General features: G+C 72.4%; 21 protein-coding genes. 2 read left to right on the top strand and 19 right to left on the bottom strand.

Features of this window, described 5'->3' with window-relative positions; genetic code table 11:
* Nucleotides 1–4: 4 nt before the first annotated feature.
* From mtrA to efeU, 4 genes are all read right to left on the bottom strand, one after another.
* On the bottom strand, nucleotides 5–694 hold the full coding sequence (gene mtrA / locus ABZU53_RS00990; protein ID WP_007455837.1) for an MtrAB system response regulator MtrA: 690 nt from the start codon (nucleotides 692–694) through the stop codon (nucleotides 5–7).
* Nucleotides 695–1,028: 334 nt separating this feature from the next.
* Complete coding sequence (gene efeB, locus ABZU53_RS00985; protein ID WP_355063069.1) at nucleotides 1,029–2,306, bottom strand: iron uptake transporter deferrochelatase/peroxidase subunit; 1,278 nt, start codon at nucleotides 2,304–2,306, stop codon at nucleotides 1,029–1,031.
* Between the two features lie 25 nt (nucleotides 2,307–2,331).
* Complete coding sequence (gene efeO, locus ABZU53_RS00980) at nucleotides 2,332–3,465, bottom strand: iron uptake system protein EfeO (protein WP_355063067.1); 1,134 nt, start codon at nucleotides 3,463–3,465, stop codon at nucleotides 2,332–2,334.
* A 23-nt stretch (nucleotides 3,466–3,488) separates the two neighbouring features.
* Complete coding sequence (efeU, locus tag ABZU53_RS00975; RefSeq protein ID WP_355063066.1) at nucleotides 3,489–4,496, bottom strand: iron uptake transporter permease EfeU; 1,008 nt, start codon at nucleotides 4,494–4,496, stop codon at nucleotides 3,489–3,491.
* Nucleotides 4,497–4,664: 168 nt separating this feature from the next.
* Here efeU and ABZU53_RS00970 point away from each other — a divergent pair, with 168 nt between their 5' ends.
* Complete coding sequence (locus ABZU53_RS00970) at nucleotides 4,665–4,823, top strand: hypothetical protein (RefSeq protein WP_354859030.1); 159 nt, start codon at nucleotides 4,665–4,667, stop codon at nucleotides 4,821–4,823.
* A gap of 75 nt (nucleotides 4,824–4,898) precedes the next feature.
* On the opposite strand, the gene ahcY is transcribed toward ABZU53_RS00970, so the two are convergent.
* The 14 genes from ahcY to ABZU53_RS00900 form a co-directional block, all read right to left on the bottom strand.
* Nucleotides 4,899–6,398 (bottom strand): adenosylhomocysteinase, encoded by a 1,500-nt coding sequence (ahcY, locus tag ABZU53_RS00965; RefSeq protein ID WP_355063064.1) that lies wholly within the window; start codon nucleotides 6,396–6,398, stop codon nucleotides 4,899–4,901.
* Between the two features lie 264 nt (nucleotides 6,399–6,662).
* Nucleotides 6,663–7,826, bottom strand: a complete 1,164-nt coding sequence (gene manA / locus ABZU53_RS00960; RefSeq protein WP_355063062.1) for a mannose-6-phosphate isomerase, class I — start codon at nucleotides 7,824–7,826, stop codon at nucleotides 6,663–6,665.
* A gap of 4 nt (nucleotides 7,827–7,830) precedes the next feature.
* Nucleotides 7,831–8,838 carry a cation diffusion facilitator family transporter gene (locus ABZU53_RS00955; RefSeq protein WP_354859023.1) on the bottom strand — a complete coding sequence of 336 codons (1,008 nt, stop codon included), beginning with the start codon at nucleotides 8,836–8,838 and terminating at the stop codon, nucleotides 7,831–7,833.
* Nucleotides 8,839–8,896: 58 nt separating this feature from the next.
* The gene (locus ABZU53_RS00950; protein ID WP_234587712.1) at nucleotides 8,897–10,093 is read right to left on the bottom strand and encodes an SIS domain-containing protein; all 1,197 of its coding nucleotides are present in this window, start codon (nucleotides 10,091–10,093) and stop codon (nucleotides 8,897–8,899) included.
* Entirely contained in the window at nucleotides 10,090–10,275 is a 186-nt protein-coding gene (locus ABZU53_RS00945; RefSeq protein WP_354859020.1) for a Trm112 family protein, read from the bottom strand. Before ABZU53_RS00945 ends, ABZU53_RS00950 begins: the two co-directional genes overlap by 4 nt.
* Before the next feature lie 61 nt (nucleotides 10,276–10,336).
* Nucleotides 10,337–11,722 carry a phosphomannomutase/phosphoglucomutase gene (locus ABZU53_RS00940; RefSeq protein WP_355063061.1) on the bottom strand — a complete coding sequence of 462 codons (1,386 nt, stop codon included), beginning with the start codon at nucleotides 11,720–11,722 and terminating at the stop codon, nucleotides 10,337–10,339.
* A gap of 69 nt (nucleotides 11,723–11,791) precedes the next feature.
* Nucleotides 11,792–12,850 (bottom strand): hypothetical protein, encoded by a 1,059-nt coding sequence (locus ABZU53_RS00935; protein ID WP_355063059.1) that lies wholly within the window; start codon nucleotides 12,848–12,850, stop codon nucleotides 11,792–11,794.
* Nucleotides 12,851–13,056: 206 nt separating this feature from the next.
* Entirely contained in the window at nucleotides 13,057–13,812 is a 756-nt protein-coding gene (gene nfi / locus ABZU53_RS00930; protein ID WP_355063057.1) for a deoxyribonuclease V, read from the bottom strand.
* A gap of 176 nt (nucleotides 13,813–13,988) precedes the next feature.
* Nucleotides 13,989–14,645, bottom strand: a complete 657-nt coding sequence (locus tag ABZU53_RS00925) for a tetratricopeptide repeat protein (protein ID WP_355063056.1) — start codon at nucleotides 14,643–14,645, stop codon at nucleotides 13,989–13,991.
* On the bottom strand, nucleotides 14,645–15,238 hold the full coding sequence (locus tag ABZU53_RS00920) for a DinB family protein (RefSeq protein WP_354854294.1): 594 nt from the start codon (nucleotides 15,236–15,238) through the stop codon (nucleotides 14,645–14,647). The genes ABZU53_RS00925 and ABZU53_RS00920 overlap by 1 nt, the downstream gene beginning before the upstream one ends.
* Nucleotides 15,239–15,369: 131 nt before the next feature.
* The gene (locus ABZU53_RS00915) at nucleotides 15,370–15,651 is read right to left on the bottom strand and encodes a hypothetical protein (protein WP_355063054.1); all 282 of its coding nucleotides are present in this window, start codon (nucleotides 15,649–15,651) and stop codon (nucleotides 15,370–15,372) included.
* On the bottom strand, nucleotides 15,623–19,681 hold the full coding sequence (locus ABZU53_RS00910) for a toxin glutamine deamidase domain-containing protein (protein WP_355063053.1): 4,059 nt from the start codon (nucleotides 19,679–19,681) through the stop codon (nucleotides 15,623–15,625). Before ABZU53_RS00910 ends, ABZU53_RS00915 begins: the two co-directional genes overlap by 29 nt.
* A gap of 16 nt (nucleotides 19,682–19,697) precedes the next feature.
* Nucleotides 19,698–20,030, bottom strand: a complete 333-nt coding sequence (locus tag ABZU53_RS00905; protein WP_355063051.1) for a hypothetical protein — start codon at nucleotides 20,028–20,030, stop codon at nucleotides 19,698–19,700.
* Nucleotides 20,027–20,449 carry a YbaB/EbfC family nucleoid-associated protein gene (locus tag ABZU53_RS00900; RefSeq protein WP_355063050.1) on the bottom strand — a complete coding sequence of 141 codons (423 nt, stop codon included), beginning with the start codon at nucleotides 20,447–20,449 and terminating at the stop codon, nucleotides 20,027–20,029. Before ABZU53_RS00900 ends, ABZU53_RS00905 begins: the two co-directional genes overlap by 4 nt.
* Before the next feature lie 78 nt (nucleotides 20,450–20,527).
* Here ABZU53_RS00900 and ABZU53_RS00895 point away from each other — a divergent pair, with 78 nt between their 5' ends.
* Entirely contained in the window at nucleotides 20,528–21,775 is a 1,248-nt protein-coding gene (locus ABZU53_RS00895) for an SUKH-3 domain-containing protein (protein ID WP_354854284.1), read from the top strand.
* Here the strand turns inward: ABZU53_RS00895 and ABZU53_RS00890 are convergent.
* The gene (locus ABZU53_RS00890) at nucleotides 21,772–23,211 is read right to left on the bottom strand and encodes an aldehyde dehydrogenase family protein (RefSeq protein ID WP_355063048.1); all 1,440 of its coding nucleotides are present in this window, start codon (nucleotides 23,209–23,211) and stop codon (nucleotides 21,772–21,774) included. The genes ABZU53_RS00895 and ABZU53_RS00890 overlap by 4 nt on opposite strands.
* Nucleotides 23,212–23,332 lie beyond the last annotated feature (121 nt).

The following is a 23,332-nucleotide window of genomic DNA, read 5'->3' as shown; positions in this document are numbered from 1 at the left end:
CAGGCTATCCGGTGCCCGCCTTGTAGCCCACGCCCCGCACGGTGAGGATGATTTCCGGCCGCTCCGGATCTGGCTCGATCTTGGCGCGCAGTCGCTGCACGTGCACGTTGACCAGCCGGGTGTCGGCCGCGTGCCGATAGCCCCAGACCTGCTCCAGCAGCACCTCGCGGGTGAAGACCTGACGCGGCTTGCGGGCGAGCGCGACCAGCAGGTCGAACTCCAACGGCGTCAGCTTCACCTCCTCGTCGTTGCGGCTCACGGTGTGGGCCGGCACGTCGATGGTGATCTGGTTGCCGGGCGGGCCGATGGTCAGCATCTCCGGCGCCACGTCCTCGCCACGGCGCAACCGGGCCCGCATCCGGGCCACCAGCTCCTTGGGCTTGAACGGCTTGACCACGTAGTCGTCGGCACCGGACTCCAGGCCGAGGACGACGTCCACCGTGTCGCTCTTGGCGGTCAGCATGACGATCGGCACGCCGGATTCGGCACGGATCGACCGCGCCACGTCGATACCACTCATTCCGGGCAACATGAGGTCGAGCAGGACGATATCCGGCCGACTGTCACGAAAGGCGGCCAACGCCCGCTCGCCATCGGCCACGAACGAGGGCAGGAAACCCTCACTGCGCAGCACGATGCCGAGCATCTCGGCGAGTGCGGGGTCGTCGTCGACCACCAGTACCCGGGCTCTCATGGGATTAATATTGCATCCCCGTTCAGTTCGGTGGGACCGGCGTCAGCCGGCACGGATAGTGCCGCCGGCAAACCAGTCACCGCGACCCGCGGCGGCGGCGCCACGTGGTGCGAGGTCCAGCGCAGGGATCGGTTCCCGGGCCGGCTCCCACCATGATCCCCCCTCGGCGCCGTCCGGCGCCACCGTAGCCCCCGGCCGGCCGCGCTGTCGCCATCCGGACGACGGGTCGCCGCCGCGATCCGGTTAGGGCCTGTTTCATAAGGGCGGTCGAGCCGAGGCGGAGTCCGGGCGCCCGCCGCAGGCCGGCCAGTTCTTATGAAACAGGCCCTAGCGCTCAGCCGAAGAGCGCGCGGCCCCAGTGGTCCCCACCGTCGCGCACTCCGGGCGGGCAGGCGAACAGGCCGCTGGAGACGTGCCGCAGATATTCGTTCATCACGTCATGGCGGGCCAACTGGGTCTGGATCGGCACGAACTGCCGGCGCGGGTCCCGCTGGTAGGCGATGAAGAAGAGGCCGGCGTCGAGCCGGCCGAGACCGTCCGAGCCGTCGACGAAGTTGTAGCCCCGCCGCAGCAGGTGCGCGCCGTTGTTCCGGCTCGGGTGGGCCAGGGCGACGTGGGCGTGCTCGGCGATCAGCGGCTTGCCGTCGTCCCCGCGTGCCGCGAAGTCCGGCTCGTCGAATTCCTTGCTGCGCCCGAGCGGGGCGCCGCTGCCCTTGGTCCGACCGACGATCTCCTCCTGCTCGGCCAGGGAGGTCCGGTCCCAGGTCTCCACGAGCATCCGGATCTTGCGGGTGACCAGGTACGACCCGCCGGTCATCCAGTCCGGCCCGTCGCCCGGCTGCACCCACAGCTGGTCGCGGAGCAGGTTGGTCTCCTCGGCCTTGAGGTTGGCCGTGCCGTCCTTGAAGCCGAACAGGTTGCGGGCGGTCGCCTGGTCCCGGGACGTCGACGACGTACGGCCGAAGCCGAGCTGCGACCAGCGGACGCTGACCACCCCCATGCCGATCCGCGCCAGGTTGCGGATCGCGTGCACCGCCACCTGGGGGTCGTTGGCGCACGCCTGCACGCACAGGTCGCCACCGGAGATCGGGGCCTGCAACGCGTCACCGGGGAACCTGGGCAGCTCGGCCAGGGCGGCCGGGCGGCGGTCGGCGATGCTGAAGCGGTCCCGTCCGTCGGCGTCGCGGAACAGCGTCGGGCCGAAGCCGATGGTCAGGGTGAGCTGCGACGGCGGGAGGCCGAGCGCCTCACCGGTGTCGTCCGGCGGGGCCTCCGGCATGCCACCGACCGCGCCGAGCACCCCGGCGTCGCGGCCGGCCGTCATGCGCACGGCGGCGGCCGTCCACTCCTGGAGCATCTCGACCAGGCGGGCCCGGTCCTTGGTGATCACGTCGAAGGCGACGAAGTGCAGCCGATCCTGCGCCGGGGTGACGATGCCGGCCTGGTGCTCCCCGTGGAACGGGACCGCGCCCGCCGGGTGGTCGCTGGCCGCCGCCGGGCCACGGGAGTCGCCCACCAGCGCGCCCGCGCCGGCGGCCACCCCGGCGACTCCGGCCACCCCCGCGCCGGCGAGCGTGATGGCCCGTCGGCGCGTCAACCTGCTTGCGCTCATCGACTCGACTCTCCCTGCGTCCCGGTCACCGGGCGACGACTGCGGCGACCTTGCTGATCGGCTCGGCGAGCGCGTTGATGCCGTCGGAGAGCTCCTTGAGCTCAGCCTTGCCCAACGCGGTGTGCAGCTTCCACCCGTCGCCGTCGCGGTGCTTGCCGAGCTGCGCCTCGACGTTCGCGAACTCAGTGTCGAGCTGCTTGACCAGCTCCGGCGAGCGCTGCTCCAACGCGGGCCGGAGGGCGGACAGCGCCGCCTTGGAACCGTCCAGGTTGGCGGCGAAGTCCCACAGGTCGGTGTGCGAGTAGCGCTCCTCCTCGCCGGTGATCTTGCCGCTGGCGACCTCGTCGAGCAGCTCCTTCGCGCCGTTGGCGAGCTGGAGCGGGGAGAGCTTCTCGGCGTTGGCCTTCGCCACGACCTCCTTGACGTCGACCAGCAGCCGGTCCGCGATCGGGCCGTCCTTGCTGATGTCGCCGGACTGCCAGAGGTCCTTCTCGATCCGGTGGAAGCCGGTGAACTCCATGCCCTCCTCGATGACCTCCTCGCGGCCGTCGATCTTGGGGTCGAGGTCGCCGAAGATCTCGGCCACCGGCTCGATCCGCTCCCAGTAGGTGCGCGCGACCGGGTAGAGCGCCTTGGCCTTCGCCACGTCGCCAGCCTTCACCGCGGCGACGAACTCCTCGGTCTTCTCCAGCAACGCGCCGGTCTGGCTCTTGACGTAGCGCTGGTAGTTGTCGGTGGCCCCGGCCAGGGCGGCGTCGGCGGTCAGCGGCTGCGCCGACCCGCTGACCTTGAGCGCGCCCCGGATGCCCTTGCCGCTCATCCCCGGCTTGCAGGCCGTCTCGTACGTGCCCGCCGGCAGCTCGACGTGCAGCTCGCGGCTCAGCCCGGGGGCGATGTTCTCCACCTCGCCCATCACCCGGTCGCCGGAGGCGTACACGTAGAACTCGGTGACCTTCGCGCCCGAGTTGGTGATCTTGAAGGTGGCGGTTCCGGCGCCGAGGTCGGTCGTGCCGACCTCGCAGGCGGTGTCGGTGGCCTTGACCACGATCGCGCCGCCGGCCGCGCCCGCCTCATCCTTCTTGGAGTCGGAGCACGCGGCGACGCCGGCCGTCGCCAGCACGCCGGCAGCGGCCAGCGCGAAGAATCGGGTGGTACGCATCTGGGCTGTCTCTCCTCGTGGGGTCAGGCACGCTGCGGCGTTGCTGCCGCGTCGGCCTCGGCCTCGGTGCCGGTGTCGGCCCCGCGCTCGGTGACGGTGGTGGTGCTCGTGGCGTCCGGAGACGTCGACTCGGCCGCCGACGCGGCGACGGCGGGCGCCGAGGCCGCGGGGGGTGCCGCCGCGGAGGGCGCGGCCGGCACCGCGGTGGCCGCGGCCGGTGCGGGGGTACGCCGGGTCGGGCGCAGGAAGAGCGCCAGGACCGGCACGGCGTACGCGATCCAGGCGATCGTCTCGAGCACGGTGGGCGCGGGGGTCACGTTGAACATCCCGGCCAGCAGCGCCGCGTACCAGGTGGTCGGGTCGAGCGTGCTGGTGATGTCGAAGGCCAGGTCGTTGAGGCCGGGCAGGACACCGGATTCCTGGAAGTCGTGCACGCCGTACTTGAGGATGCCGGCGGCGACCAGGATCAACAGGGCACCGGTCCAGGTGAAGAACTTGCTGAGGTTGATCCGCAGGGCGCTCGCGTACAGCAGCACGCCGAGCACCACGGCGGTGAGGATGCCGCCGATCAGCGCGAGCAGCGGCCCGCTGTCGCCGGCCGCGCCCTGGGCGGCGGAGTAGAAGATCAGGGCGGTTTCGAGGCCCTCCCGGATCACCGCGAGGAAGGCCATCCCGGCGACGGCGAGCGACCCGACGGCCAGTGCCTCGGTGAGCTTGCCGCGCAGCTCGCCCGCGATGGTGCGGGCCGCCTTGCGCATCCAGAAAATCATCCAGGTGACGAACACCACGGCCGCGACGGAGGTGATGGCCTCGAACAGCTCGCGGTCCTCGGAGCGGGACAGCAGCGAGGTCGAGGTGTACTCGATGAGCCAGCCGAAGAGCACCGAGAGCGCCACGGCAAGGCCGACGCCCGCCCACACCTGCGGCAACCGGTCCCGGCGCTGCGACTTCACCAGGAAGGCGACCAGGATGCTGACCACCAGGGTCGCTTCCAGGCCCTCCCGCAGGCCGATCAGGTAGGTGGCGAACATTCTGGCTCCGTGTTCATTAGGCACGCCTCAGCTAACTTAGGGCAGCCATACCTTCCTCCAGTTCCGGGACCTCGTCAAGTCGTTCATGACAAGCTCACTCTCGCTGTGACCTGGTCTTCGGCGGCCGCCACGAACCGGTCACCGTCCGAGCGTGGGAGGATCCCTGCCGTGAAGGCTTTCCTGCCGTGGTTGGCGGTGCTCGCCGTGGTGCTGCTGCTCAGCGCGCTGCGCCTGCGGGCACTGGCCACCGTCGTGTCCCTGGGCTGGCTGGCCTGGTGCGCGTGGACGTGGTTCCGCCCCAGCCGCCGCGACTCCCGCTCCGGCTGACGTCCCGTCCCGCCCCGGCGGGAACGACGAACCGGGCCGGCTGCGAACAGCCGACCCGGTTCGAAGAGATGTCGATCAGTAGCGGTAGTGGTCCGGCTTGAACGGCCCCTCCTGCGAGACACCCAGGTACGCGGCCTGCTCCTTGGTGAGCTTGCTCAGCTTGGCGCCGAGCGCGCCCAGGTGCAGGCGGGCCACCTTCTCGTCCAGGTGCTTGGGCAGCACGTAGACGCCGACCGGGTACTCCTCGGTCTTGGTGAACAGCTCGATCTGCGCGATCGTCTGGTTGGCGAACGAGTTCGACATCACGAAGCTCGGGTGCCCGGTCGCGTTGCCCAGGTTCAGCAGACGCCCCTCGGACAGCACGATGATGGCGTGCCCGTCGGCGAAGCGCCACAGGTCGACCTGCGGCTTGATGTTGATCCGCTCGACGTCCGAGCGCTTGGCCAGGCCGGCCATGTCGATCTCGTTGTCGAAGTGGCCGATGTTGCCGACGATGGCCTGGTGCTTCATCCGGGCCATGTGCTCGTTGGTGATGACGTCGAAGCAGCCGGTGGCGGTGATGAAGATGTCCGCCTGCTCGACCACGTCGTCCAGGGTCGCGACCTGGTAACCGTCCATCGCGGCCTGCAGGGCGCAGATCGGGTCGACCTCGGTCACCACGACCCGGGCGCCCTGGCCGCGCAGCGACTCGGCGCAGCCCTTGCCCACGTCGCCGTAGCCCATCACGACGGCCATCTTGCCGCCGATCAGCACGTCGGTGGCCCGGTTGAGGCCGTCGATCAGGGAGTGGCGGCAGCCGTACTTGTTGTCGAACTTGCTCTTGGTCACCGAGTCGTTGACGTTGATGGCCGGGAAGAGCAGCGTGCCCGCGCGGTGCATCTCGTAGAGGCGGTGCACGCCGGTGGTGGTCTCCTCGGTGACGCCCTTGATGCCGGCGGAGATCCGGGTCCAGCGCTGGCCGTCCTCGGCGAGCGAGCGGTGCAGCAGTTCGAGGATGACCCCGTACTCCTCGGAGTCGGCGGACTCGACCGGCGGCACGACGCCGGCCTTCTCGAACTCCGCGCCCTTGTGGACCAGCAGGGTGGCGTCGCCGCCGTCGTCGAGGATCATGTTCGGGCCCTGCCCGTCCGGCCAGACGAGCACCTGCTCGGTGCACCACCAGTACTCCGGAAGGGTCTCGCCCTTCCAGGCGTACACAGGGACGCCGGCGGGGGCCTCGGGGGTGCCGTTCGGGCCGACGACGATCGCGGCGGCGGCGTGGTCCTGGGTGGAGAAGATGTTGCAGGACGCCCAGCGGACCTGCGCGCCGAGGGCGACCAGCGTCTCGATCAGGACGGCGGTCTGGATGGTCATGTGCAGCGAACCGGTGATCCGGGCGCCGGTGAGCGGCTGCGCCTCGGCGAACTCCCGCCGGATCGCCATCAGGCCGGGCATCTCGTGCTCGGCGAGCTGGATCTCCTTGCGCCCGAACTCGGCGAGCGACAGATCCGCCACCTTGAAGTCGCCCTCGGCGAGCGTGCTCGGCCGGGCCTCGGACGGCGTACCGCTGGCGGCCGCCGGGAGGGTGCTGGTCATGAAAGCTCCTGTCGAACGATGTCTGCGCCGATCCTCCACCTTACGCGCGCTGGCGACGGGCGCCGGGGGACGGGCTGTGGACAGCGCACGGGGCGGTCGGTGGTGGACAGACCCGCTGCCCACTTCCGCCCGCCCCGTGCATCCCCCCGGTTTGGTTCCCCGCACGTTGTCGGACCGTCGTCGCGATAACGCTGCGTACTCATAGAGTCACATTCAGCCAGGGGCGCGTCAAGCTATTCCGGGAAAGTCGGACTTGTGTCGGGCTCAGCGCAGCCCCGACGTCGCCACGTACGCCTCACCGTCGCCGCCGACCCGCAGCGGCTCACCGGACGCCGTGCCGATCGCCGCCTGGCCGGACGCCAGCGTCAGCGCGCCCGCCCCGTCGTCGACCGTGACCGAGCCCGCGGCGCAGAGCACCACCCGGGGGCCGGGCAGCGCCACGGTGACCTCCGGCACGGCCCCGCCGACCCGCACCCGGTGCAGCGCGAAGTCGTCCACCGGCACCGGCCAGCAGTCCACGCCCGGGGCGATCGGCTGCGCGGCACGTACCGGATCGTCGAGCACCTCGAAACGCAGCACCCGCAGCAACTCGTCGACGTCCACCCGCTTCGGGGTCAGACCCCCGCGCAGCACGTTGTCGCTCGCCGCCATGATCTCCACGCCGCAGCCGCTCAGGTACGCGTGCAGGTTGCCCGCCGGCATCCAGATCGCCTCTCCCGGCACCAGCCGCAGGTGGTGCAGCAGCAGCGCCACCAGCACGCCCGGGTCGCCCGGATAGACGGTCGCCAACCGGCGGGCCAGCTCCGCGTCCGGGCCGTCGGCCGCCGACGCCAGGGCGGCACGCAGCAGCCCGTCGCGCTCGGCGACCGGCCAGCCGAGCAGCGTCCGCACGGCCGTGCGCAGCCCCGCCGGCCCGGCCCGCAGCGCGTCGACCACCGGCCCCAACGCCGGTACGCCGAACGCGGCGAGCGCCTCGGCCGACTCGGCCGGATCCCGGAAGCCGCACAGCGCCTCGAACGGGGTGAGCGCGACCAGCAACTCCGGCTTGTGGTGCGGGTCGGAGTAGTTGCGCTCCCCCGCCGGCCGGCCCGCCTCCGCCGCGAAACCCACCCGGGCCTGCTCGGCGTCCGGGTGGGCCTGCAGGCTCAGCGGCGCGTCGGCGGCGAGGACCTTGAGCAGGAACGGCAGCCGGGTGCCGAACCGGTCGGTCACCCGCTGGCCCAGCCACTGCCCCGGCTCGTCGCGCACCAGGTCACAGAGGCTCATTCGCAGGCCGGCGCGCTCCACCCTGGCCGGGGCGCCGGGGTGGGCGCCCAGCCACAGCTCCGCCTCCGGGCCGGTGCTGGGCACCGGTCGACCCTGCAACATCGCGATGGCTGAGCGGGACCCCCAGGCGTAATCCCGGATCGGTCCGTACAGCGGTTCCACCGTCTCAGCCCCCGGGCCGCCCGACCGCCTCGCCCGACGCGTCCTCGGGCTGCGGTACGGCGGTGTCGGCGGCGGTGCCGGTGCCGGCCGCCGCGGCGGCGGCGCTGTAGATGTCCGGCTCCAGGTAGATCACCCGGGCGATCGGCACCGCGGTGCGGATTCGCGCCTCCACGGCGTTGATGCCACGGGCCACGTCGTGGGCGCTCTCGCAGGCCGGCACGCCGATCTTCGCGGCCACCATCAGCTCTTCCGGGCCCAGGTAGAGCGTCTTCATGTGGATGATCCGCTCCACCTCGGGGCCCTCGGTGATGGCCCGCTCGATGGCGGCCAGGTCCTGCTGCTCGGCGCCCTCACCGAGCAGCAGGCTCTTGGTCTCGATGGCCAGCACGATGGCGATGACCACCAGCAGGATGCCGATCATCGCGGTGCCGGCGGCGTCCCACCGGCCGTTGCCGGTGATCAGCGTCATGCCGACGCCGAAGAGCGCGAAGACCAGACCGACAAGCGCGCCGAAGTCCTCCAGGAGCACCACCGGCAGCTCCGGCGCCTTGGCCCGCCGGATGAAGCGCACCCAGGACTGGTTGCCCCGGATGTGGTTGGACTCCTTGATCGCCGTCCGGAAGGAGAACGACTCCATGGCGATCGCCGCCAGCAGCACCGCCACCGGAAGCCACTGCCACTCGGTGATGCCCTCCGCGTGCGACCACTTGTGGTACGCCTCGTAGAGGGCGAACAGGCCGCCGATGCTGAACAGCACGATCGACACGATGAACGCGTAGATGTAGCGCTCCCGGCCGTACCCGAACGGGTGTTCCGGGGTGGCCGCGCGCTTCGCCCGCTTCCCGCCGAGCAGCAGCAGACCCTGGTTACCGGAGTCGGCGACCGAGTGGACCGCCTCGGCCAGCATCGACGAGGACCCGGAGAGCAGGAACGCGATGAACTTGGTGACGGCGATGCCGACGTTGGCCAGCAGGGCGGCGACGATCGCCTTCGTCCCGCCGTTCGCGCTCACGCCGCCACTCCGCTTCGCGTCGTGGTGACGTACGTGACGCGCCGCCCCCTGCGTACGTTCACTGGTTCGACAGCTCCTTCATCTCGGTGATGGCCGGGACGGCCATCGGGTCCAATCCGTGTGCCAGAGCAAGGTAGATCGAGGCGAAGTCCGGTACGGCGATCAGGGAGGCAAGCCGCTCCAGAGCCGACCCACCCTCGGCGGTCACCACGTCGCAGCGCACACCACGGCGCTCCGCGAGGGTCTGCACCGCGTCCGCGCGGCGCTCCTCGACCGCGAGCGGCTCGTCCGTGTCGTCCTCGGCGTTGAGGCCGCCGTCGCGCAGCAGGACCAGCCGCAGCCGGGTGCCCTCGCCGTCGTCCTCCGCCGGGTCGGCGAAGATGTCCCGCTCCCCCTCGGCCAGGCCGCCGAAGACCCCGTCCAGCAGCCCGACCCGGCCCCGCCCGGCCTCGCCCAGCGCCCCGGTGACCACCGGGTAGCGGGCGTTGGCGGACAGGGTGTCACCGAAGCGGCGGGCCGCCACGGTGGCCAGCGGGGACGAGCCCCACACGATCGGGATCGAGCCGGCCAGGCCCAGCGCCAGCGACTTGGCCGGGTTGACGAACGACTCGGCGGCGGAGCGGCAGCGGTCAGCGTCCGCGTCCAGCCGGGCCGCCGTCTCCGCCAGGTCCGCCTCGTTGACCTTCACCAACCCGAGCGAACGCGCGGCGAGCAGCACCGGCACGGTGAGCGCCCAGAGACTGGCCCGGGCCGGCGCGCGGCGCGGCACCGGGATGAACGGCGCGCGGGCCCGCTCGGCCACCGACTGCAACTGCGAGTCCGGGGCGCCCACCGCGACCAGCCGGGCACCGCGACGGTGCGCGGCCTCGGCGGCGCCCAACGCCTCCGGGCTCCGACCGGACGCGCTCACCGCGATCACCACGTCGGCGGCGCCCACCCAACCGGGTACGCCCGCGCTGCGGTGCCCGATGATCGGGACCGGGCAGCGCGGCCCGGCGACCGTGGCCAGCACGTCACCGGTACGCCCGGCGGTGCCGATGCCGGCGATCACCACGGCCCGGGGACGCCCGTCGTCGGCGAGCACCGCCAGGTTCGCCTCGGCGGCCAACGCCGCGCTCTCGCGCACCTGGGCGCCGGCCGACGCGGTGTGCCGCAGCATGCCGCCCGGGTCGTGCTCGGCCAGCGCGTCCGGGTTGTCGAGCAGGGCCTCGTCGGCGTCACGACGCCCGCTGACCCCGGCCGTACCGTCGATCATGACTGCAGTCCGGGGCCGCCACGCGCCTCGTCGAGCAGCAGCACCGGCACGTCGTCGCGGACCTCGAAGATCCGGCCGCACTCCGTGCAGGTCAACGTCTGCGCCTCCGCGTCGTACGTGAGCGGGGCGTGGTGCGTGTCCGGGCAGGCAAGGATCTCGAGCAACTGCGGATCCAGGGCCATGGCGCGGCTCCTTCCACGAGTGCGGGGTCACCGGCGGCGGTGCCGACCGGCGCAGGCGATCTTATCGGCGAACGCGGCCGAGCACCTCGTCCCGCAGCGAGACCATCCGCTCGCGGGTGGGCGCCTCGACGTTGAGCCGCAGCAGCGGCTCCGTGTTGGAGGCACGCAGATTGAACCAGGCGCCGTCGGGGAAACGCAGCGTCAACCCGTCCATCTCGTCGGCCGTCGCGTCCGGGTACGCGGCACGCACCTCGGCCACCGCCGCGGCCTGGTCGGCGACCGTCGAGTTGATCTCGCCGGAGGCGATGTAGCGCTCGTACTCGCCGGCCAGCACGGACAGCGGCTGCGACTGCTCGCCCAGGGCGGCCAGGGTGTGCATCGCGGCGAGCATTCCGGTGTCGGCGAACCAGAAGTCCCGGAAGTAGTAGTGCGCGGAGTGCTCGCCGCCGAAGACCGCGTTGGTGCGGGCCATCTCCGCCTTGATGAAGGAGTGCCCGACCCGGGCAACCACCGGCTCCCCACCGTGCTCGCGGATGATCTCCGCGACCGCACTGGAGGTGATCAGACCGTGGATCACCGTGGAGCCCGGGTGCTTGGCCAGCTCACGCGCCGCGACCAGCGCGGTGATCGCCGACGGCGACACCGGCTCGCCACGCTCGTCCACCACGAAGCACCGGTCGGCGTCCCCGTCGAAGGCCAGGCCGATGTCGGCCCCGTGCTCGACCACGGCACGCTGGAGGTCGACCAGGTTCGCCGGGTCCAGCGGGTTCGCCTCGTGGTTGGGGAAGCTGCCGTCCAGCTCGAAGTAGAGCGGCACGATCTCCAACGGCAGGGCCGACAGGGCGGCGTCGCCGAGCACGGTGGGGACGGTGAAGCCACCCATCCCGTTGCCGGCGTCGACCACCACCTTCAGCGGCCGGATGCCGGAGAGGTCGACCAGCTTGCGCAGGTACGCGGCGTAGTCGGGAAGCAGGTCCCGCCGCTCGGCCGGGCGGGTCGGCTCACCCGCCGGGCGCGACGCCCCGGAGTCCAGCAGGGCCTGCGCCCGCTCCCGGATCTCCGCCAGCCCGCTGTCCTGGCCGATCGGCCGGGCGCCGGAGCGGCACATCTTGATGCCGTTGTACTGCGCCGGGTTGTGACTGGCGGTGAACATCGCGCCGGGCAGGTCGAGCGAGCCGGAGGCGAAGTAGAGCAGGTCGGTGGAGGCGAGCCCGATCTCGATCACCGAGCGGCCCTCGGCCCGCACCCCGGCGGCGAACGCGGCGGCCAGGCCGGGCGAACTGGCCCGCATGTCGTACCCGACGACAACCGCGTCGCCAGGCTCGTCACTGGCGTTGAGCAGCTGGGTGAAGGCGGCCCCGAGCGCCTCGGCGACCCGTTCGTCCCACTGGTCCGGCACCGTCCCTCGGACGTCGTACGCCTTCACGATCTGGGACAGATCAGACACTAGTTCCGCTCCTTGGCCGCAGGTTGACAACGAACCTGAGCGTATCGGAGCGTCCGTCCCCGGCCCCGGTCAGCCGGGGAGCCGAGGCATGAACACGGTGTGATCGCCGCCGTCGGGCGGCGTGGGCGGGTCACCGGGCAGCGGCCGGGCACCCGGACCAGCCGGAGCACCCGGCATCGGTTGCGTGGCGTCCGGAGTCGGCGGCACGGGTCGCGCCCCGTAGACCCCTCCGCCGGCGGGGCGGGGCGGAGGCACCTGGCCGGCGGTCGACGGCTGCTGGCCGTACACCGGGCCGGGTTGACCGGGCACGGCGGGCGACCCACCGCCGGAGCGGTAGGTGGTGCCACCGGGGTTGCCCGGCAGCGGGCCGGGCTCGTCGGACGGCGTGCGGTCCTGCCGGGAGCGGCGCACCAGCAGCACGATGAGCAGCAGGCCGACCGCCACCATCGCGATGCCGAAGAACATGATCGGCGAACCACCGCCGGACTCGGCGGCCACCGCGGTCACGCTGGGCGCGGCGGACGTCGGGCCCAGCGCGGCCGGGTTCACCACCTCGCCGGCCGCCGCGACCTCGGTGGGACTGGGGGTCGGGGTCGGCTTCTTCGACGGCGTCGGGGTGAGCGACGGGGAGAGCCGCCCGGTGACCTTCGCCGTGTCGGCGCCCTGCCCCAACTGCTGGCCGGCAGCGGTCAGAGCCACACCGGTCACGTAGAGCTGGCCGCCCGGCGCGTCGGCGGCGAACGCCACCCGGTACCGCACGGTGATGCCCTTGCCCTTGCACAGGGTCGGCTTCGCCGGTGCGGTCTGCCCGGTCTCCACGTTGCCGTCACCGCCGCCGACGGCCACCGGAACCCAGTGCCCGCCCGCGTTCACCTGGACCGCCACCTGGCTCGGCTGGAGACCCTCAAGGCGCAGACCCAGGGCGGTACGCAGCAGGACGCAGCCGCCGGAGCGCTTGCGCACCGCGACGTTCACCCCCTGGGCCGAACCCCCGGCGGCGAAGCTGCTGGCCGACCCCACACGGACCGAGTCCTCGTCGGCCAGCGCGGGTGACGCACCGAGCATCACCAGGCCGACCAGCAGACCGCAGACCGTCGCGAGCCGTGCCGCGCGTCGACGCACCGTCATGATCACCTCACCGTTCTCCCCGGGTGGGGTCCGCGGCCAGGCTACTACCGGCCTACCCCCGCCACCGGTCATAGAGCGGCCCGCATGTGTCCGGCGTTACGGTTTACGACCGGCCCGGCGGCCACCGAGCCTTGATCCACTCGGTATCGGCGATATCGGGGTGTCCCACGGCCTCGGACACCCCGATATCGCCGATGTCGAGTCGATCACGCTCGGCGATCTCCGTCGGTAGAGCCTCCGAGGGCTCCACCGCCCAATTCGTCCAGGTTGGAGTGCGTGATCCCGGCGAGGGCGTCGCGGCACAGCCGGTCGGCGGTACGGGTCGTCTCGGGCAGGCGGTAGCGCGGAGTCAACGCGAGCACCTGCGCGGTCGCGTTGTCCAGGCTCATCCGGTGCCCGACGCTCACGAAGACCGGCTTCACCCCGTCCCGGGTCCGCAGCACCCGGCCCACGACCTCACCTCCGTCGCGCAGCGCCGACCAGGCACCCCGCTCGGCGGCCGGTGGATCCCACTCGCCGACCAGCGGCGTCTTGCCCACGCCGATCGCGGGCAGGCCGGTGACCACCCCGAGGTGACAGGCGAGCCCGAACCGGCGCGGATGGGCCACGCCGTGCCCGTCACAGACCAGCAGGTCCGGGCTGGTCGTCAGCGTGTCCAGCGCGGCGAGCAGAGCCGGCAGCTCGCGGAAGGCGAACAGCCCCGGCACGTAACCGAACGAAGGCCGGCCCACACTGACCGCCGAATCCACCACCGCCAACGTCCGGGCGTCCAGCACGGTCACGGCCGCCGCGAGGAGGTCGCCGCTCTCGGCGTACGCGACGTCCAGGCCGGCCACCGTCGCGGGCGCGGCCGGACCCGGCCCGACCAGGTCGACGAGCGGCCGCAACTCCTCCTGTACGGCCACCGCCTCCGCCTCGCTGCGCGGCACGTACCCCGGGTCCGGCGTCGATCCACCAGACATCAGCGCCCACCCTTGATCCACACCGGCCCCCGGCCTTGATCCACTCGGTTTCGGCGATATCGCGGTATCCCACGTCCTCGGACACCCCCATATCGGCGATGTCGAGTCGATCACGCTCGGCGAAGCCCGTCGGCGAGGGCGTCGGTCACCTCGTCGGCTACTTGTCCTACTCGTGATCAGGCGAGTTTCAGCTCGTCGCGGGCCTCCTGCACCCACCGGGCAACACCGTGCGCACCGCTGCCGGCCGCGAGCTCGGCCGCCTCGTCGAGCAGCTCGCGGGCGGCATCCCGGTCACCGTCGGTCGCCGCCAGGTCCGCCAGACCGATCAGGTTCGCCGCGACCCCCGGCGTGAAGGACAGCTCCCGGCGCAGCCGGGTCGACTCCGCCAGCAACTCCCGCGCCGCGTCGACCCGACCGGCGGCCTGCTCACCGAAGCAGAGGTGCCGCAGCACGTACGACAGGGTCAGCTCGTCGCCCGCCTCGGTCGCCAGCTCACGCGCCCGCGCGAAGGCCGGGTCGGCGGTCGCCTGGTCCTGGCGGATCACCTGGTGGACCGTGCCCACCCAGAACAGCGACTCCCCCTCGCCACGAGCGTCACCCAGCTCGCGGTAGAGCTGCGCCGCCCGCTCGAAGAGCCGCAGCTCGGCCGCGTCCTCCGCACCGGTCTCCAGGAAGCGGGCATGCAGGAGCCGGCCCCGGGCCAGAGCCGTGTCCGCCTCCAACGCCACGAGATCCCGCTCCGCCTCGTCCAACGACGTCGCGTCGCCGCCGAAGACCGTCTGCTCATAGCGCTCCTGCGCCCGCGTCAACCGGGTGTCGAACCCTTCGGCCATCACTGACCCACCCTTCCGTCGATGCGCTCGCGCAGGAGATCGGCGTGGCCATTGTGCCGCGCATACTCCTCGATCATGTGCACCAGCAGCCGACGAAGCACGATGACGTTGCCGTCCCGCTGCCGTCCCTGCACTCCCAGATCCGCTGCCTCGGCGACGAAGCGCTCGGAGAACTCGACCTCCGTACGCCAGGTGAGGTACGCCTCGTCGACCACGGCCGGATCGGCCACCGCGCCCTCGAAGTCGCCGTCGGGATCGTCGTCCGAGCAGTACAGCTTGGGCGCGACCTGGCCGGCCATGGTCCTGCGGAACCAACCGCGCTCCACTTCGGCCAGATGTCGGATCAGCCCGAGCAGCGACATCGTCGACGGCGGCACCGCCCGCCGGGCCAACTGCTCGGCGTTCAGGCCGTCACACTTGAGTTCGAACGTGAGGCGCTGGTCACGCAGGTACTCGACGAGCACCGTCCGCTCGTCGGCGAAGTTGCCATCCGAGCGCGGGTCGTCGTCCGGATGAACGAACAGGTACGACCAACCGAAGGTCCGCGTGGGTTCGCCGTCGGAGGTCGTCGCCTCGGCGCGTGAGTCAGCCATACGACGACTCTTGTCGATAACCGTCCACCTCGGCAACCGCCGCGCGCCCACGGGCCTGTCCTGGCCAGCGGCACCGGTGGCAGGAGGGGCGATAGGGCCCTTGGACATGGGGAATGTCTCGGCCTCAGCGCTCACCGTCGCCGTCTGAACATGGCGCGGATTGAATCTTCGTCCGGCAACCTCTCGCCGCCGGTGACTGCTGCCGCCACTGCCTCAGCGGCAGCACGGCTCACATTCTTGTAGCGGTCCACGTTGCGATAGTCATCAAGGAAACGCACCACGAGTCCGGGATCGTAGGCCCACGTCCGAGCGCGATGGTCCCAGAGAACAGCTTGGCCAAGACCCGCATCCATGACGAAGAGCCCTGCCGGCGGCCCCTGCCCATCAATCCGGTAGATCACGTAGTAGCTCAACAACCTCGTGCTCCAACTCTTCGACCACCTGGGGTGCTACGGGAAAGTCGCGAAGTCCTAGTCCCAGCCCTTGCACAACCTGCGGGAGGCTCGTCCCCTGCCGACCAAGCCAGGCCTGGTACTCGCGCCAGACGTCAACGTTTTGGCTGATCCACTTTGCGAAGGTGGCGTCCTTGGCGGGGAAGCGTAGATCGAGCCCGTCCGGGAGCGAATCCGGCAGACCGCGCGCTCGATTCGCGGCGAGCATCCGCAGGAGCGCGCCAACTCGGTGTTCTGGGCCGTTCGACGAACGCCGCAGAACTTCGTACTCCTCATGGGTCGCCAGCCAGGCTTCTCGCGAGATGGGCGTGTGCAGCTGCAACTCGATCAGCATCCCGTCCGGCGACCGAAGGGTGCAGTTCAATCCGTAGAATCGATTGCCCTGCCGCCAGAAATTCTTGCAGGCTGAACGGGCCGGCACCGAGAAGCCAGCTTCGACCAGGCCGGCGAGTACCAGGTCAACGGCGTTGCTGTAGTGCTGGCCCGACGGCATCTCGAGGCAGAATCTTAATGCGTCATTGACGCTCTCCACGAAGTCAGTGGCATCGGGCGAGGCCACGCGCGCCTCGTCGAGGTACTTCCGCGCCAAGGATTCCAGCCCCTTGACACGAAACTCTCGGTCCCGGAGCCGGATCGGATCAGTGAGGTCGAGCGCGCCGGTCACGCTCCGTCCGACCTGAGCCAACGCATCCTCGACCCAGTCGGCGGCGGCCAGGGCACGGTCGCGCAGCTCCGTCAGCGCGGCCAGCTCTCCGGGCGCGAGCTGTGCGAGATCGGACGTCGGCCGACGTGAATCGCCCATGTCCGCACCGCCATCACCCGCACCCGCCACCGAGCCCGGCCCGTCGAGCAGCAGGTACATCCGGTTGATGTACGGGTCGCCATGGCCGCCGTCGTCGTACGCCGGTGGGTGGGTCGGCAGGTCGGGACGTTCACTGAACCGGCCTCGGGGCAGCCCGCCGAGTGGCATCGGCCGGCCGTCCCCGCCCAGCACGAGTGCGTCGATGCCGACCACGTCGGGGTAGAGCGGCCGGTCCCGCACGAGGCCGGTCTGCGGGTCGACGTAGAGGACCGTGCCGTTCTGGTTGAGCGCCACCCAGGCGTGCGAGCCGCCGCCCGCCCACTCGGTGATCAGGAACGCGTAGCTGCCGTGGCCGCCCAGCAGCAGTTGGTCGTGCAGGTTGGCGTACCCCCGGTCGGCGGCCTGCCGCGCCTGCGCCGGGTGAGCCCGTTGGTCGGATGGCGGTGCGAGGACGCGCTGGAAACGGCCGCCGGTCACGTCTTCCACCCGGCCCGGGCCACCCGCCTCACCGCGGATCGGGCGTCGGGTGTCGCCGTCCAGGTAGCCGTCGAAGGTGCGCGGCGCGGACACCCGCGGCCGCCCGTGCACCCAGGTCTCGAACAGCGACAGGGTGCAGTCCAGGCAGTTGATGCCCCGGGTGGCGTCGGCCTGGGGGCCGCCGTCGTTCAGGAGGCCGAACCAGCCGCCCCGGCGGGGGTCGGCGGTACGCAGGACAGCGCCGTCGAGGTCACGGGGCATCTGCCGTTCGACGTCGACCTGGTGCAGGGCGAGCGGCGGCCGGAGCCCGCCCGGCTGCCCGTACGGCCGGGAGTCGTCGATCGACGGGGGTACGTCGTCGCCGGTGAGCCGGGACGGGCCGGCGGTCTCCACCGCGCCGAGCGCGAGCGCGCCCACGTCGCTGTTGGCGTGCGCGAAAGCGCCGTCGGCGAGGTCCACGACCGCCGGCGCCCTGATGCCCGCCAGCACGTCGTCGGCCAGGTCACGCCATTGGGCGTACGCGCGTGTCTCGTCGTTCGCCGCCCGCTGCCAGCCGTCGGCCCACTGCCGGTGCCCCGCCTGGTGCAACTGTCGGGCGTAGTTCGCGTACTCGACAGCCCTGCGGTCGTGCTCCGCGGCGCGGGTCCGCAGGCGGGCGGCCTCCGCCTGCCGGCGATTGTTCTCGAACCCGGTCCGCTGCGACTCGTAGTGGCCCTGGTAGCGCCGCCGCTCGGCGGCCTCCGCCTCGGCCACCCACCGGGCGGCGTACCCGTCGCTCTCGGTCACGGACACCGACGGGTCGCCGAACGCGAGCACGTCGACGGGAACCGAGGCCCGGCCGCGAGCCCGTTGCCGGGGTACGCGGGCCGGCGCGGGCGCCTCCCGCGTCGAGAACCGCGTGGGTACGGCGTGCCGGCCCACCGCCGCACCGGTGACCGCGCCACCGCCGGGCCTGCCGGCGGCATCGGGCGTCGTACCGGCCACCGGGCCGGTGGACGTGAACGGAAACGCCGTTCCGGGGGCGACGGTCGACGCGGGACCGGCGGACGCGACCGGCGTCGCCAGCCCCACGGTGCTCGCCGCCGCCGACGGGGAAAGGCCCCCCGCCAACGGGCCGGTCGACAGCGGCACCGAAGCCGACGACGGCGGGGTCGACGGAGGCACGGAGGCCGACGGCAGGGTCGACGGGGGCACGGAAGCCGGCGACGGGCCGGTCGACGGGGGCACGGCAACCGTGCCGTTGGTGCCCGGGGCGACCGCACCCGAGGCGATCCCCGGCGACGCGCCGACCGCCGGCCCAGCCCCCGCCACCGGCCCGCCGTTCGGGTCAACGGCGCCGGCCACGGGGGCCGCGACGGCCGAGAGCAGGGGATCCGCCGCGACAGCAGGAAGCCCCGGGGCCGCGACGGCCGAGAGCGTGGGATCCGCCGCGACAGCGGAGAGCGCCGGACTCGTGCCGTGCCCAACGCCCGACGACGTCGCGTCGGGTGCCGCCGGCACCGGCGAGCCGACAACGTCCGCCCCCGCCTGCTGGGCGACATCCGCCACCGGAGACCCCGGGGAGGACGCAGCCCCAGACAGCGGCCCCGGAGCAGAAGACGCCGGCGAGAAAGACGCGGCTTCCGGGGGCGAGGCATCCAGCGGAGGCGCGGTGGGGATCGGAAGGGACGGGCCGGTGAAGGACGCTCCGGCGAGGGCGTTGGCCTGCGCGTGCAGCCGGGCCTGCAGGGCGTGGTCGGTCTGCCCGGTCGCCGACCCGGTGGCCCCGGACGCGGCGGCGCGTACCGCGTCCTCCACCGAGGTCAGGCCCTGCCCGGTGGCGATGCTGGCGGCGCTCTCGGCGAACATCTCGCCGGTCATCTCCCGACCCAGGTGCTCGCCGATGCGCGCCGCGCGGCCGGTCGCGTGACGGCCCAGGCCGGCCAGTGGCGCGACCGCTCCCCCGGCGAGCCCGCCGACCGCCGACGCGCCCAGGTCGGTCAGGTCCACGCCGTGCGCCCGGCCGGTGGAGTTCTGGTACGCCTGGGTGGCCAGGCTGATCCCGGACTCCTCGGCCGCCTCCTCCAGCCCCTCCCGGGTGGCTCGCTTGGCGAGGCCGCGCACGCCACCCTTGGCGACCTCCTTGGCGGCGCGCTCGCCGGCCTCCTTGAGCCCCCGCCGCAGCGCCTTGCTCGCCAGTTGGCCCATCAGACGCTTGAAGATCTGCTGGATCAGCAGCCGGGTGGCGGTGATGGCCGCGCCGGCCGCCGGGGATGCGGCACCCGCGGTGAGCACCGCCGCGACCGCCACCGAGAGCAGCTCGATGACGAGGATGCCCAGCTCGATCCAGACTTCGAGCTTGGCGCCCTCGATGTCGCAGCCGCACTCCTCGACCAGGCGACCCAGATCGGCGGTGACCGCGAGGAGCACCGGCAGGGGCGCGTCAGCACCCTCGGCGATCCCACGCCAGGCCGCCTCGAACGCGGCGTCGACGGCTCCGACACCGCCGTATCCGCTGCGTACCTCGGTGGCGGCCGCTGCGGCGTCGGCGTGCGGACCGGCGAGGACGCCGGCGACCGCGTACCACCGGTCGGCGACGTCCCAGACGGCCCGTTCGTTCCCCTCGGGCCACTGCACGCCGACCGCCCAGTCGAGGGCCTCGTAGATCCAGCCGGGAACGTCCCAGGGCGCGTAGTCCAGCGGGTGCGGGATCGGGCTGGGCAGCACGCTCATCCGGATCGACCCGCCGTCAGCGCTGGTCGGCGGCCCGGTCGAGCCGGGCGGCGCTGCTCTGGTCGGTCTGCGCGCTCGCGTCGACGGCGCTGACCACGTCGGCGCCCAGCTCGGTGAGCCGCTGCCCGACGCCCGCCCAGGCGCGCAGCACGGTCTGCTCGATGCCGCGGTAGCTGCGCTCGAACGCGGCGCCGATGTCGTCGCGCCCCCACGGGCGGGCGCCGCTGGCGGCCTCGATCTCGCCGCCCTCCGCTGCCCGGCTGGCCGTCACCGCCTCGCCGGACAGGGCCAGGTCGGCGCCACCGCGCCGGGCGCGGGACGCGTCGAGCCAGAGCTGGCCGTCGGTCATGCCGGCGCCTCGCCACGGCCGAGCACGGCGTCGGCGCGGCCGAGCAACGCGCCGAAATCGCCGGTACGCAGGAACTCCGCCGAGCCGGCGCCGGCCGGCATGGTCTCGGCGACCAAGGCCTGGGTGGCCTGGGTGGCGGCGGCCACGGCGGCGTGGACCGTTTCGGTGACTTTCCGGCTCAGCGCCTCCGCGTCGCGGTCCCGGTAGATCGCCGGGGCCAGGACGACCTCGACCAACTGACCCTGCGCGCCGACGGTCGCCGTGACGTGGCCGTCCGGCGAGCGCCGGGTCACCCGCAGTTGGGCGAGCCGCGCCTGCAGAGTGTCCAAACCGGACCTGAGCTGCTGATACTGGCCGTACACGTCGTCGAATCGGGCCCGTAGCTCGCGATTGGCGTCCCGGTCCACGCGTTCGCTCACCGCCGCTCCTCCCGTCACCGTCGGTAGGGAAGACCATACCGGCCGCCATCGATTCGTGTAGTCCGGTAGTTTCGATGTGTGATCGACCGTCAGCAGGCCGAGCAGCTCGCGTCCGCGTGGGCGCGCCGGGATTCGCAGCGCCTCGGCCACGAGTGCACCCCGGTGGTCGACGAGTTCGACCTCGGCTTCGTCGTCACCTCGATCGTGTCGAGCGAGGTGCGGGCGATCCCCGGCGATCTGCCGACGACCGTCATCGACAGGCGGACCGGAAAGGTCACCACCTGGCCCCGCGTGCCCACCGAGGTGGTGGCGGACCTGTACCGGCGCAGTCAGCCCAGCGGGCCGACGGCCCCCCGCACCGTCGACGCGTCGAGTCTGCTGATCCGGGAGATCCGTCGCGCGCCGATGCCGAACACGGTGGCACACCTGACCCTCGACGGTCGGATCTGGACGGCCCAGGGCACGAAGGGCGCCGTCGCGCTGAACCACCACCCACTCGTCCGCAGCTACCTGGACGAGCGGCCTCCGGGCGAGCTGGTCCGCGGCGCCGAGTGTCACGCCGAGCTGATCGTGGTCTCCGACGTGCTGCACGAGTACGACCACCGCCGGGCCGCCGAGGGCATCGAGCCGATGGGGCGGGCCGAGGCGGCAGCCCTGCTGGAGGCGGCGCGCTTCGAGATCTTCCGGATCCGCGAGCCGGGTGACCCGGCCGGTGGCGCCGCGGAGCGACCCTGCGACTCGTGCATCTCTTTCCTGGTGAGCGCCAATGTTCTGCCAGAGTCGGCGCGGGCCTACACCGAGACGTGGCTCGCACCGGCGGAGCCGGACCCGGACCCGGGCCGCTTTCCGCCCGAGGTGGCCAACGCGCTGGTGGCGGCGGGCTGGCGACCGCACATCGGTGACCAGATCATGGCCGCGGCCGGCGTGCGGGACGTCACCGCCGTGCCGGGGGCCGTCCACCAGCACGAGGTCTTTCCCGCCGCCGTGGAGGCGCTTACCGCGTTCCCCAGCCTGGTCGGCGCGCGGCGGGGCCCGGGCGCGCAGGTGTGGATCTCGCGCTTCGACATCCGCCCGCACACCATCGCGCACACCGCCGACACCCTCGCGGACTTCGGCGCGGTGCTCGGCGTGCGGCTCTTTCCGATCGGCACCGAGCAGCAGGACAGCATCCTCGCCGTCGACGAGCGCGGCCGGGTCTTCGCCCTCGACCAGGGCGGCGAGTGGTTCCTCGGCGACACCATCGACGCCGCGCTCACCACGTTGCTGCTCGGCCGCGCCCCCGCCCGGGTCGGCGACGACGGCACCTGGCCGGCGGACCCGAGCTAGAGCGCCAGCCCGGTCAGCACCATGACCCGCACCTCGGTGTAGTCGTCCATCGCGCTGCGTAGCCCCTCCCGACCGACGCCACTGCCCTTCACCCCGCCGTACGGCATCTGGTCGGCCCGGTACGACGGCACGTCGCCGACGATCACGCCGCCCACCTCCAGGACCCGCGCGGCGGAGAAGGCCACGTCCAGGCGCCGGGTGAACACGCCGGCCTGCAACCCGTACGCCGAGTCGTTGACGGCGGCGAACGCGGCCTGGTCGTCGGCGACCGGGGTGACCACCAGCACCGGCCCGAACACCTCCTCGGCGACGACCTTGGCATCGGCGGGCACACCGGTGAGCACGGTCGGGGGGTACGTCGCACCGTTTCGCACGCCGCCCACCTCGACGGTGGCGCCGGCCGCGACAGCCTCGGCCACCCACGTCTCGACCCGGCGGGCCGCCTCCTCGGACACCATCGGCCCGACGTCGGTCAGCTCCGAGGCGGGATCTCCGGTGCGCAGGGCGCGTACCGCCGCGACCAGCCGGGGCAGGAAGTCGGCGTGCAGCGCGTGGTGCACGTACACGCGTTGCACGGCGATGCACGACTGGCCGGCCTGGTAGTTGGAGAAGGTGGCGATGCGCTGCGCGGCGAAGTCCAGGTCCTCGTCCGACGTCCAGTCCGCGCAGATCACCGCTGCCGCGTTGCCGCCCAGCTCCAGCGTCACGTGCTTCTCCGGGACCTGCCGGCGGATGGCCGCGCCGACCGGCCCCGACCCGGTGAACGACACGACCGGCAGCCGGGGGTCGGCGACCAGTTCGGCGGCGCGGTCGTTGGGCAGCGGGAGCACCGAGAACATGCCGGCGGGGAGGTCGGTCTCGGCCAGCAGCTCGCCGAGCAGCAGCGCGGACAGCGGCGTGGCCGGGGCCGGCTTGACGATGATCGGCGCACCGACCGCGATGGCCGGCGCGACCTTGTGCGCGACCAGGTTGAGCGGGAAGTTGAACGGCGCGATGCCGAGCACCGGCCCTCTCGGCACCCGCCGGACCAGGGCGATCCGCCCGCTGGCGGCCGGGTCGGTGTCGAGGCGTTGCAGCTCACCGGAGAAGCGCCGGGCCTCCTCGGCGGCCCACCGGAAGGTGGACACCGCCCGCCCGACCTCGGCGCGCGCCCACTTCACCGGCTTGCCGTTCTCGGCGGTGATCAGCGTCGCGACCTCGTCGGCGCGCTCCGCGAGCCGCCGCGACACGTGGTCCAGGGCCGCCGCCCGGGCGTGCGCGGGCAGGGCCGCGGCCTGCGCGGCCACACCGGCCGCCGCCGCGACGGCGGCGTCGACCTGGTCGCGGGTGGCAAAGGTGGTACGCCCCACCGTGCGGCCGTCGTACGGATGGTGAACGGTCAGCTCGCCCTCACCGGAGGCGGGACGGGAGGCGACGAAGAAGTCTGCGGGCTCCACGCCGTGCAGCGTAGACGAGACAACCGCCGACGGAAACAGTCGCCGTATCCCTTGTCTGCCGCGAATTCAGTAGCGAAGATGGCAGGAAGATTGCGATAACCTCCGCACACCGCATCCCCGG

This window comes from Micromonospora sp. NPDC005194, assembly GCF_040608335.1.
Lineage (GTDB): Bacteria > Actinomycetota > Actinomycetes > Mycobacteriales > Micromonosporaceae > Micromonospora.
The sequence above is the reverse complement of the archived record's forward strand: the minus strand, read 5'-3'. Positions and strand labels throughout refer to the sequence as shown.